General features: G+C 61.1%; 9 protein-coding genes. 6 read left to right on the forward strand and 3 right to left on the reverse strand.

Annotation, left to right across the window (positions count from 1 at the left end; translation table 11 throughout):
• Positions 1 to 107 precede the first annotated feature (107 nt).
• The 3 genes from GGQ85_RS09805 to cysD all read right to left on the reverse strand — a co-directional run bounded on the left by GGQ85_RS09805 (position 108) and on the right by cysD (position 5,345).
• The gene (locus tag GGQ85_RS09805) at positions 108 to 2,294 is read right to left on the reverse strand and encodes a malate synthase G (RefSeq protein WP_309774321.1); all 2,187 of its coding nucleotides are present in this window, start codon (positions 2,292 to 2,294) and stop codon (positions 108 to 110) included.
• A 292-nt stretch (positions 2,295 to 2,586) separates the two neighbouring features.
• Positions 2,587 to 4,512, reverse strand: coding sequence for an adenylyl-sulfate kinase (gene cysC / locus GGQ85_RS09810; RefSeq protein ID WP_309774322.1), 1,926 nt, complete (start codon positions 4,510 to 4,512; stop codon positions 2,587 to 2,589).
• A 26-nt stretch (positions 4,513 to 4,538) separates the two neighbouring features.
• Entirely contained in the window at positions 4,539 to 5,345 is an 807-nt protein-coding gene (gene cysD / locus GGQ85_RS09815; RefSeq protein WP_079448033.1) for a sulfate adenylyltransferase subunit CysD, read from the reverse strand.
• A 253-nt stretch (positions 5,346 to 5,598) separates the two neighbouring features.
• On the opposite strand from cysD, the gene cysG reads away from it, so the two are divergent.
• The 6 genes from cysG to GGQ85_RS09845 all read left to right on the forward strand — a co-directional run bounded on the left by cysG (position 5,599) and on the right by GGQ85_RS09845 (position 11,695).
• Positions 5,599 to 7,035 carry a siroheme synthase CysG gene (cysG, locus tag GGQ85_RS09820; RefSeq protein WP_309774323.1) on the forward strand — a complete coding sequence of 479 codons (1,437 nt, stop codon included), beginning with the start codon at positions 5,599 to 5,601 and terminating at the stop codon, positions 7,033 to 7,035.
• On the forward strand, positions 7,032 to 7,796 hold the full coding sequence (locus GGQ85_RS09825; RefSeq protein ID WP_079448031.1) for a phosphoadenylyl-sulfate reductase: 765 nt from the start codon (positions 7,032 to 7,034) through the stop codon (positions 7,794 to 7,796). Before cysG ends, GGQ85_RS09825 begins: the two co-directional genes overlap by 4 nt.
• 128 nt (positions 7,797 to 7,924) lie before the next feature.
• Positions 7,925 to 8,914 (forward strand): sulfate ABC transporter substrate-binding protein, encoded by a 990-nt coding sequence (locus tag GGQ85_RS09830; RefSeq protein ID WP_079448131.1) that lies wholly within the window; start codon positions 7,925 to 7,927, stop codon positions 8,912 to 8,914.
• Between the two features lie 24 nt (positions 8,915 to 8,938).
• Complete coding sequence (gene cysT, locus GGQ85_RS09835; RefSeq protein WP_079448030.1) at positions 8,939 to 9,775, forward strand: sulfate ABC transporter permease subunit CysT; 837 nt, start codon at positions 8,939 to 8,941, stop codon at positions 9,773 to 9,775.
• Between the two features lie 11 nt (positions 9,776 to 9,786).
• Positions 9,787 to 10,656: a sulfate ABC transporter permease subunit CysW gene (gene cysW / locus GGQ85_RS09840; RefSeq protein ID WP_079448130.1), complete on the forward strand. Its 870-nt coding sequence runs from the start codon at positions 9,787 to 9,789 to the stop codon at positions 10,654 to 10,656.
• Positions 10,646 to 11,695 carry a sulfate/molybdate ABC transporter ATP-binding protein gene (locus tag GGQ85_RS09845; protein ID WP_309774326.1) on the forward strand — a complete coding sequence of 350 codons (1,050 nt, stop codon included), beginning with the start codon at positions 10,646 to 10,648 and terminating at the stop codon, positions 11,693 to 11,695. Before cysW ends, GGQ85_RS09845 begins: the two co-directional genes overlap by 11 nt.
• Positions 11,696 to 11,786 lie beyond the last annotated feature (91 nt).

Here is an 11,786-nt window from a genome sequence, read left to right on the forward strand (position 1 = left end):
GACTCGTTTAGTTGGAGCAGACGACCGGATTGAAAGGTATGGATCGGCCTGCCAATATCGACGTGCAACTGACGCGACGAGTGAGCTGCCCCGGGAGACCCGCTAGGTCATTCGCAGGATCGTACAGTCAATCCAACGCGCTCCATCTTGGCCTCGCGCCGCCGTTCGGTCAGGATGTATTCGGTATATCCGTTTGGCTGCTCGCGGCCCTTGAACACCAGATCGCAGGCCGCCTTGAAAGCCACGCTGTCGAAATTCGGAGCCATTGGCTTGTAGAGAGGATCGCCTGCGTTTTGTTCGTCAACGATGACGGCCATGCGCTTGAGCGAGTCCATCACCTGATCGCTGGTGACGACGCCATGATGCAGCCAGTTCGCCAAATGCTGACTGGAAATCCGCAGCGTGGCGCGATCTTCCATCAGGCCGACGTCGTGGATGTCCGGTACCTTCGAGCAGCCCACGCCCTGATCGATCCAGCGCACCACATAGCCGAGAATGCCCTGACAGTTATTGTCGATTTCCTGCTTCACGTCTTCGGGCGCCCAGTTCGAATGAGATACCGGGATAGTGAGGAGATCGGACAGTGTGACGCGCCGCCCGATTGCCTCCAGTTCCTGCTGGCGCCTTGGCACGTCAATCTGATGGTAGTGCAAGGCGTGCAGCGTCGCCGCGGTCGGCGACGGTACCCATGCGGTGGTGGCGCCCGCTTGCGGGTGACTGATTTTCTGCACCAGCATGTCCGCCATCCTATCGGGCGCGGCCCACATGCCCTTGCCGATCTGAGCATGGCCGGGCAGGCCGTCGATCAGGCCAATGTCGACATTCCAGTCCTCATAGGCCTTGATCCATGGCTGCGCCTTCATCTCGCCTTTGCGGATCATCGGGCCCGCTTCCATCGAGGTGTGAATCTCGTCCCCGGTGCGGTCGAGAAAACCTGTATTGATGAAGCAGACGCGTTTCGATGCGACCTGGATGCAGGCTTTGAGGTTGACCGTGGTGCGGCGTTCCTCGTCCATAATGCCGATCTTGAGCGTGTTCTCCCGCAATCCGAGCATCGTCTCGACGCGGGCGAACAATTCGCAGGTCAGCGCGACCTCGTCGGGGCCGTGCATCTTCGGCTTGACCAGGTAGACCGAGCCGCTACGGGTGTTCCGCGTCTTCGAAACTCCATTGAGATCGTGAATTGCGAGCAGACCTGACACCGCTGCCTCAAGCAGGCCTTCCGGAATCTCTTCGCCGCTCTGGTCGAGCACCGCGTCGGTGAACATGTGGTGACCGACGTTGCGGATCAAAAGCAGGCTGCGCCCGTGCAGCGTGAGTTGTCCGCCGTCCGGCGCGGTGTAGACGCGGTCGGCGTTGAGGGCGCGGGTGACGGTCTTGCGGCCCTTTTCAAAAGTATCAGTGAGGGTGCCGTTCATCAGACCGAGCGTATTACGATACACCTGAACCTTGTCGTCGGCATCGACAGCGGCGACGCTATCCTCCATGTCGAGAATGGTGCTGATGGCAGCCTCGATGATCACGTCGGCGACGCCAGCGGGATCATCCTTGCCGATGGGGTGGGCGCGGTCGACCTGGATATCGATGTGCAGACCGTGATTAACGAGCAGGATCGCGGATGGAGTACGCGCATCGCCCTGGTAGCCCGCAAACTGCGACTCCCTCATCAGACCGGTCGTGTCGCCGTTTTTGAGTTTGACCGACAGCTGTCCGTTGAACACGCTGTAGCCTGTGACGTCAGCATGAGCGCCATTCGAAAGCGGTGCTACCGAATCGAGGAAAGCCTTTGCCTTCGCAATCACCTTGCTGCCGCGCGTCCTGTCATAGCCGTCGGCCTCGTCGGCCTCGTGCGCAATGGCGTCGGTGCCATACAGCGCATCGTAGAGGCTGCCCCAGCGCGCATTTGCGGCGTTTAGCGCGTAGCGCGCATTGGTCAGCGGCACCACCAGTTGCGGGCCGCAGATTTTTCCGATCTCGTCATCGACATTAGCGGTCTCGACCCGCCGCGTCTCCGGCTCTGGTTGCAGATAGCCGATCTCCGTCAGGAACGCCGTATAGGCGCCCATGTCGAACGGCGTGCCTTTACTGGCGCGATGCCACCCGTCGATCTTCGCCTGTAGTGAATCGCGCACCGCGAGCAACTCGCGGTTTCTCGGTCCGAGATCGCGGACGATGGCGGCAAGCCCGGCCCAGAACGCATCCGGGGCGATGCCGGTCCGCGGCGTCGCTTCCGCGGCGACAAAATCGAACAGGACAGGCGCGATCTTCAGTCCGTGGGCGTCAATTCTGGTCATGTCGGCGGGCTTCTCGCGAGAAACGGCTGCGCTGTTTCAAGGCCGGTCGGTCGCCCAAATACGGGCGCTCGACCGTCATTTAGCGCCAAAGCCGGCGCCGTGAGAAGCCCTTCACACGAGTTGAATAGTCTTAGGGCCTTTCCGCTTCTGATGGAGCCAGAAGCGGAACTCTACGATTTTGATCTGACACATTTTCTTCACGCGAACTGGTATCGCTCGAAAACGCTATAGACCGAGACAAGCCGATACATAGCCGCGCAGGGTCCGCGGCTATGGCCCAGTATTCGCAGCCTCAGATGTTGGCGGCGACGTCGGTCAGTTCGTCGAACAGAACGCCGGTTCTGATCAACATCTGCTCGATCTCATCGGCGGCATCACTTACCGTGCGGGACGAGGTATCGATCGTCAGTTCCACCGTCTCCGGGGGCTGATAGTCGTTTCCGATGCCGGTGAAGCCATGCAGCACACCCGCGCGCGCCTTCGCATAGTGCCCCTTGGGATCGCGGCGCTCGCAAACGTCAGCCGGCGTTGCGACATAGACTTCGCGGAAGGTGCTGTCGGCGATGCGCCGCGCCGCGGCGCGATCCTCGCGCGATGGGGAGACCGCAGCGACGATCGCGAGGTGACCATTGCGCGCGAGATGCGTGGCGACTTCGGCGAGCCGGCGGATGTTCTCAGTGCGATCCTGCGGCGAGAAACCGAGGTCGCCGTTCAGTCCGGCGCGCAGCGTGTCGCCGTCGAGCAGGATCGGCGAGCCGCCGTCGCTGAATAGCTTTCGCTCCAGCGCGCGGGCCAGCGTGGATTTACCGGAGCCCGGCAATCCCGTCAGCCAGACGACGGCGCCGTTGTGACGATAGCGGGCGGAGCGCTCGTCGGGCCGCAGCGCGGATTCCACCGGCACGATGTCGACCGGAGCCGCGCGCTGTCCTGCGTCGACGCTGAGCACCAGCCCGCCGCCGGCGATGCGGCCGTTGACCTCGATCACGAGGCGGCCGGTGCGGGGGTTGTCGACATACGGGTCGGCGGCGAGAGGCTGCGATAACGAAATGTCGATTTCACCGACATGATTGCGCGCGATCGCCTTGGTTTCGGCGCTCGAGAGTTCGCCGGGATCGACGGCTTTTTCGATGGCCACGACGACGGCGCGTGTTTCCTTGTTGCCGAGCCGCAGTAGAATGGATGCGCCAGCTGCGAGCGGTTGCTCGTGCAGCCAGAAGATGCGCGCCCGTATCCTTCGGGTATCGCGCGGGGCCGACCCCACATGGGCAATGACATCCCCGCGCTCGACGAACAATTCGCGGTCGAGCGTGATGCCGACCGAGCGGCCGGCCCCCTGTGCCCCCTTCGGACTTGAGGGCCAGCCTTCGACGCTGCGGATCTTTGCGATCTTTCCGGCCGGCATGATCACGATCTCGTCGCCCGCGGTCAGGCCGCCCGACTCGATACGCCCGGCCACGATGCGGCGATCATCGAATTTGTAGATCGCCTGAACGGGGAAGCGTAGCGCCAGTTCATCGAGCGGTCGCGCCGGGTGCAGTGCATCGATGGCCTCGACCACGGTGGGACCGCTGTACCAGCCGATCTTCGCAGTCCGCTCGGACACGCCGTCGCCGTCGCGGGCCGATATTGGAATCACGGCCGTCGGCGCGAGGCCGAGGCCGGTCAGGTGTGCCGAAATTTCGTCTCGAATGGCGCCAAAGCGTTCCGCGCTGAAATCGACGCGGTCCATCTTATTGACGACGACAGCGACCTGTTTGACGCCGAGTAGATGCAGCAAATAGCCGTGCCGCCGCGTTTGGTCGCGCACGCCTTCCAGCGCGTCGATGATGAGCACTGCGCCGTCGGCCTGTGCCGCGCCGGTGATCATGTTACGCAAAAATTCGGCATGGCCGGGAGCATCGATCAGCACCACGTCGCGCGAGCGCGTACGGAAACGGATTTGCGTGGTATCGATGGTGATGCCCTGATCCCGCTCGGTTTGCAGGGCGTCCAACAGGAACGACCATTCGAACGGCATGCCGCGTCGGGCGCTGACCGCTTTCAGCATCTCAAGTTTGCCATCGGGCAGGCTGCCGGTCTCGTGCAGCAACCGCCCGACCAGCGTTGACTTGCCGTGATCGACGTGGCCGACAATGACGATGCGGACCTGGGGGCGGGTCGTGCCGTTGGGCGTCGAGAGGGCAGCGTTCGACGCGAGGTTAGGTGCGATCATGTTCATTGGAAAAGCGCTCGATTCGATTCAGATCAGAGATAGCCGGCGACACGAAGCCGTTCGAAAGCGTCTTCGGTCTCGTGGTCAAGCGCGCGCCCGGCGCGTTCGGGAATCTTGGTGCCCTCGAGTTCGATCAGAATCTCGTCGATGCTCGATGCGGTCGAAGGGACGGGAAAGGTGATGTCGGCGTCGCCGAGCGAACGATAGCGTTTGCCCTCCTTCGCCAGATAGAGCGGAATGATCGGGATGTTCTCGCGTTTGGTGTAGGCCCAAATATCCGCCTCGGTCCAGTGCAGGATCGGATGGATCCGCAAATGCGCGCCGGGAGGCGGCGAGGCATTGAACTGATCCCAGAATTCGGGCGGTTGGTCGCGCACATCCCATCCGCCTTCGGTGCCGCGTGGCGAAAACACCCGTTCCTTGGCGCGGGTCGCTTCCTCATCGCGGCGGATGCCGGCGATCAGTCCGTCGAAGCCATATTTGTTGAGCGCGAGTTTCAGCCCCTCGGTCTTGCGCGCCGCGGAGCGAGCGGCAGGCGGCAAGGTCGGATCGATCGCTTCGACCGGCGGGCAGTAATCAACCTTGAGGTCGAGGTCCCACTCCTTCGAGTAGCGATCACGAAATGCGTACATTTCGGGGAATTTCTTCTCGGTGTCCACGTGCAACGCCGGGAACGGCACCCGGCCGAAGAAGGCCTTGCGCGCCAGCCAGATCATCACGTTGGAATCCTTGCCCAGCGACCACAGCAGCGCGAGCTTTTTCAGCCGGGCAAACGCTTCCCGGAAAATGTAGATACTCTGCGCTTCAAGCGCATCAAGATGGTCCATTCCAGGCTGCATGGCCTGCTCCTTAACTTCTTTTTTCGTCGTTCACAGTCGACGGCTGTGCCGCTGATCGTCAAAGTCAGCGGTCGCCAGAATTGCGGATTCCGGACGCTGAGAAGATGCATCTCGCCCGGGTGGTGTTTTGAAGTAGGAAATTCTATACTTAGGTCTTCGCATAGAAGAAATAATTTTCTGTTTTGTGATCTTGTCAGATACATAAATAGAAAATAATTTCAGTCAACCCTATCCAGGGAGTAGAGAACACCAGATGAAGTTCCTCCCGATCTTTCTCGATCCCAGTGCCGGTCCGATCCTTTTGGTCGGAGCGGGCGACCTGGTTCGGGCCAGGTTGCGCCTGTTGCTTGCGGCGGGAGCGCATGTGCGCTGGCACGCCACCGACGGTGACTTCGCGGTTCCCGGTCTTGACGCGGCTGCCGCTTCGCGGATCGAGAGAGGGGAAGCCGATCCGCGCGTGGTTGATCTTAGCGGCATCGTCGCGGTGTTCTGCGCGAGCGCCGGGGAGATCGGCGAGCGCGTGGCGGCGCGTGCGCGGTCGGCCGGTGTGCCCGTCAATGTGATGGACGATCCTGCGCATTCGAGTTTCATCGTTCCTGCGATCGTGGATCGCGGCGACGTGGTGGCGGCGATCGGCACCGGCGGCGCATCACCCGTGGTGGCGCGGCGTGTGCGCGAACGTATCGAAGCAGCCTTGCCGGCGCGTATAGGCGACCTGGCGGCTATGATTGGGCGTTGGCGCAGGTTAATTCATGACCACATTCCCGACCTCCCGTTGCGTCGTCGCTTTTGGGAGCGCGTGATCGACGGCCCGATCGGCGAGGCGGTTCTTGCCGGCCGTTCCGATGAGGCCGAAGGCTCACTGAAGGCGATTGTCGATCCGTCTATTTATGCGGGTGCATCTGTTCCGGGCGATATCGAAGGGCGCATCACGCTGGTCGGCGCTGGGCCGGGCGATCCGGATCTGCTCACCATCAAGGCGCTGCGAGCGCTACAGGATGCCGACATCGTATTCTACGACGAACTGGTCACGCCAGAGATTCTCGACCGCGCGCGCCGCGACGCGGTGCGTGTGCCGGTGGGTCGCCGTGTCGGCAAACCCGGCATCGGGCAAGACGCCATCAACCGGCTGCTGATCGATGCCGCCAAATCCGGTCAGCGGGCCGTCCGCCTCAAGGGCGGCGATCCCTTCATTTTCGGCCGCGGCGGCGAAGAGGTAGAGGCGCTACGAGAGGCCGGTGTCGCCTGTTCGGTTATACCTGGAATTACGGCCGGGCTCGGCGCGGCTGCGGAATTCGAAGTGCCGCTCACCTACCGCCGAGAGGCGCTGCGCATCACCTTTCTTACCGCGCATAAGGCTCACGACGCTTCGAACGTCGACTGGTCGGCACTGACCGACCGCAAGATGACCGTCGTGGTCTATATGGGAATCACGGCGGCGGCGGCGATCCGCAGCGGGCTGCTGGAGGCCGGGCGTTCGCCCGAAACGCCGGTCGGCGTGTTCGCCCGCGCCACCCGTCCCGATGCCAAATCCGTCATCGGTATACTGGATCACCTTCCGGCGCTGGTTCGCGATGTCGAGGGTGGCCCCGCTATCCTTGTGATCGGTGACGTCGTTTCGCACTCCGCGCCGTGGCGCAATGCGAGCCAGAATTCCTCCCTCCAGACATTTCAGATGGCCGCAGAATGACTTCTCTGCTTGAACGAAAGAGCGCCGCGACGGGTGCGACAGCGCAATCTGCTCCAGCGGCAGAGATCCCCGCATTGCCTGCTGCGGCCGCGCTAAACGAGTCTTTGCGCAGCGCTTCCCCCGCGGATGTGATCAGTGTGGCGCTTCGCACGGTTGGTCGAGACAGGCTGGCGCTGGTCTCGTCGTTCGGCACCGAGTCCGCTGCGCTGCTCAAGGTGATGGCTGACGTCGATCCTGCCATTCCGGTCATCTTTCTCGATACCGGATGGCTGTTTGAAGAGACGCTGACATATCGTGACACATTGATCGCGGCGCTCGGCCTGACAGATGTTCGCTCCATTCCGCCGTCAGAGGATGCGTTGAAAGGCGAGGACCCTGATCGCGAGTTATGGCACTCAGATCCTGATGCCTGCTGCCGGATTCGGAAAGTGGAGCCGCTTGCGCGCGCACTTCAGCCGTTCGACGCCTGGATCAACGGTCGCAAGCGGTTTCAGGGTGGACTTCGCGCCGACATTCCATTCGTGGAAGACGACGGCGCGCGGCTGAAGTTCAATCCGTTCGCGAACGCCTCGCGCGCCGACATCGAGGCGATCTATGCATCGGCGAAACTGCCGCCGCACCCGCTTATCGCGTCGGGATTCCTCTCCGTCGGCTGCATGCCATGCACCTCGCGCGCGACCGCGAATGAAGATGCACGCGCCGGCCGTTGGCGCGGCAGAGCCAAGACGGAATGCGGCATCCACACGATGAAGACTTCGTAGAGGAATAACTCTGCACCGCCGCAAACATTGAAATGTCGTTTCGTTGACTTGAAGCTGCCCTTTGACGAGTTTCTTCATGGGTTCTGGCGCTAATGGTCGTCGCGTGAGCGGGCCTTATGGAGATGGGAATGCTTCGTCGAATCTTTATGGTTTTGGCTGGATTGATATGGGCTGGTTCTGCCTACGCGGCCGACGTGTCGTTGCTGAATGTCTCATACGATCCGACTCGAGAGCTTTATGCTGATTTCAACAAGGCGTTTGCGGCGCATTATCAGAAGGAAACTGGCAAGAGCGTCGAGATCAAGCAGTCTCATGGCGGCTCCGGAAAGCAGGCGCGCGGGGTGATCGATGGTTTGCAGGCTGATGTGGTGACCCTTGCGCTCGCCTATGACATTGATGCGGCGGCGGAGCACGGTCTGTTGGCAAAGGACTGGCAGAAGCGGTTGCCGGAGAACTCATCTCCCTATACGTCAACGATCGTTTTTCTGGTGCGTACCGGCAATCCCAAAGCCATCAAGGATTGGGGCGATCTGATCAAACCCGGTGTCAAAGTCATTACGCCGAATCCCAAAACCTCCGGCGGCGCGCGCTGGAATTATCTCGCAGCATGGGGTTTTGCGCTGAAAAAGCTGGGCGGCGAAGATAAGGCTAAACAGTTTGTGGCCGACATTTACAAACACGTTCCGGTGCTCGATACCGGCGCGCGCGGTTCTACCGTCACCTTCGTCGAGCGCGGCGTCGGCGACGTGCTGCTGGCATGGGAGAACGAAGCCTTTCTCGCGCTGAAGGAGTTCGGAAAAGATAAATTCGAGATCGTGGTGCCGTCGATCTCCATTCTGGCGGAACCGCCGGTTGCTGTCGTGGATAAAGTGGTAGACAAGAAGGGTACGCGCGCCGTTGCCGAGGCGTATCTGAAATATTGGTATACGAAGGACGCCCAGGATATCGCTGGGCGAAACTACTACCGTCCGACTGACCCGGAAATAATCCAGAAATATGCCGATGCATTCCCCAAGGTTGAACTGTTCAAGATCGACGACGTGTTCGGCGGTTGGGCCAAGGCGCAGAAGGTGCACTTCAGCGAAGGCGGCATCTTCGATCAGATCTACCAGGACTGATTCAACGGGGCGGAGCGGGACGACGTGAAAGGAGGATTGGGACGACGTCGGACGCTGCCGGGATTCGGCCTCACCATGGGGCTGACATTGACCTGGCTTTCGATCATCGTTCTGATCCCTCTTGCGGGATTGTTTCTAAAGTCATTTGAACTGAACTTTGCCCAGTTTCTCGATATCATCACCAGCCGGCGAACATTGAACGCGCTCAAGATTTCATTCGGACTCGCGTTCCTTGCCGCGCTGGTCAATCTGGTGATGGGCAGCGTCATCGTCTGGGCGCTGGTGCGCTACCGGTTTCCGGGTCGCCGCATTCTCGATGCGATCGTCGACATTCCCTTTGCGTTGCCGACCGCGGTGGCCGGCATTGCGCTGACGACGCTGTTCGCGCAGAATGGCTGGCTCGGTGCACCGCTGGCCGAGCTGGGCGTCGAAGTGTCGTTTACACCCCTCGGTATTTTTGTTGCGATGGTGTTTATCGGGATTCCTTTCGTGGTGCGCACCGTGCAGCCGGTACTGATCGATCTCGATCCTGAGATCGAGGAAGCCGCTGCCAGTCTTGGCGCCAGTCGATGGCAGACAGTGTGGCGGGTTGTTCTTCCAAGCCTTGTGCCGGCACTGCTCACGGGGTTTGCGCTCGCATTCGCACGCGCGGTCGGTGAATACGGCTCAGTGATTTTCATCGCCGGTAACCTGCCGAACGTGTCGGAAATCGCGCCGCTTCTGATCGTGATCCGCCTGTCGGAATTCCGCTACGCCGACGCGACCGCGATCGCCGTGGTCATGCTGGTGGTGTCTTTCCTGGTGATCTTCGTCATCAATCGCTTGCAGCGCTGGGCTCGGTCGCAAGAGCAGGCGTACTAGAGGTGGCGTTGATGTCTGAAGCCGCGATCGCGATTCCGCTTGACCAGACCGATGCCCGCTCCGAGCCGCGCTGGGTGCGTGGACTGTTGATCGGCCTTTGTATCCTGTTTCTCACGCTGTTCATCGTGTTGCCGCTGACGATCGTGTTCGTCGAAGCGTTATCCAGGGGCGGGCGGGTGTATCTCGCGGCGCTTGTCGAGCCTGAAGCGTTATCGGCGATCAGGTTGACGTTGACGGTTGCGGCGATCTCGGTGGGTCTCAATCTGGTGTTCGGATTGATTGCCGCATGGGCCGTCGCCAAGTTCGAGTTTCCCGGAAAGACGCTGCTCATCACTTTGATCGATCTGCCGTTCTCGGTCAGCCCGGTCGTTTCCGGTCTGGTGTTCGTGCTGTTGTTCGGCGGACAGGGTTTTCTCGGACCTTGGCTACAAGATAACAACATCGAGATTCTGTTTTCGTTGCCTGGCATCGCATTGGCGACAACGTTCGTGACTTTTCCGTTCGTGTCGCGGGCGCTAATTCCGTTGATGCAGGAGCAGGGAACGGCGGAAGAAGAAGCCGCGCTATCGCTCGGCGCCTCCGGACTGCAGACTTTCTTTCGCGTTACGCTTCCGAATATCAAATGGGGCTTGCTCTATGGCGTGTTGCTCTGCAACGCGCGCGCCATGGGCGAGTTCGGTGCGGTCTCGGTGGTTTCCGGTCACATCCGGGGTGAAACCAATACGATGCCGCTGCTGGTTGAAATCCTGTATAACGAGTATCAATTCGTGGCGGCGTTCGCGGTAGCATCGTTATTGGCGTTGCTCGCATTGATCACGCTGGTTGCCAAAACGATTCTCGAAGGGCAACTCGACGAGGGACGGCAGGCGCGTGAGCATTGAGCTAAAAAATATCGTCAAGAGATTTGGCGCATTTTCCGCGCTTGGTGGTGTCGACCTGACGATCGCGGATGGGGAATTACTGGCGCTGCTTGGCCCGTCGGGTTCGGGCAAGACGACGCTGCTGCGAATTATCGCCGGGCTCGACTGGCCGGACGGTGGCTCGGTGTCATTCGACGGCGAGAACGCCCTGGCGCGCGGGGCGGGTGAGCGGCAGGTGGGCTTCGTATTTCAACACTACGCTTTGTTCCGCCATATGACGGTATTCGAAAACGTCGCGTTCGGGCTGCGGGTGCAGCCGCGCGCCGTTCGCAAGGACGAAGCCAGCATCCGCGCGCGAGTCAGGGAATTGCTCGATCTGGTGCAGCTCGACTGGCTCGCTGACCGCTACCCGAGTCAACTCTCCGGCGGCCAGCGTCAACGCATCGCACTTGCCCGAGCGCTGGCCACCCAGCCCCGCATCCTACTGCTGGACGAGCCGTTCGGTGCGCTCGATGCCAAGGTGCGGAAGGAGTTGCGCCGCTGGCTGCGCTCGTTGCACGAGGAGATTCATGTCACTTCGGTGTTCGTGACTCACGATCAGGAGGAAGCGCTCGAAGTCGCAAACCGCGTCGTGGTGATGGACAAGGGCAGGATCGAGCAGATCGGCAGGCCGGGTGAGGTTTATGACAGCCCGGCGACCGCCTTCGTCCATGGCTTTATCGGCGAATCGATTGTCTTGCCCGTCGATGTTCAGGACGGTGTGATTCGGCTTGGCGGCACACCGCTGAATATCGCAGCGGAGTGCGGTGTATCCGGGCCGTCGAAGCTGTTCGTTCGCCGCCACGATATGCAGATCAGTCCGCCCGGCTGGGGTGGCCTCGAGGGCACCGTGCGGCGGGTGCGGACCTTCGGTCCGATCCAGCGCGCCGACGTCGCATTGTCCGACGGCCAGGGCGAAACCATCATCGAGATCGATGCGCCGCGTGATCGCGAGCTTCAGGATGGCGAGGTCGTCGGATTGCGGCCCCGGCGTTATCGCATTTTCGCGGATTCGGCCTAGAACCGATCGACATTCATCGCATCCATATCATGGCTGCTGCGAGCTTGATGAAGCCTGTGAAGTGTTCTGTTCGCCTGTCGTATCGGGTGGC

The organism is Nitrobacter vulgaris (genome assembly GCF_031453995.1).
In the GTDB taxonomy this organism is placed as follows: domain Bacteria; phylum Pseudomonadota; class Alphaproteobacteria; order Rhizobiales; family Xanthobacteraceae; genus Nitrobacter; species Nitrobacter vulgaris.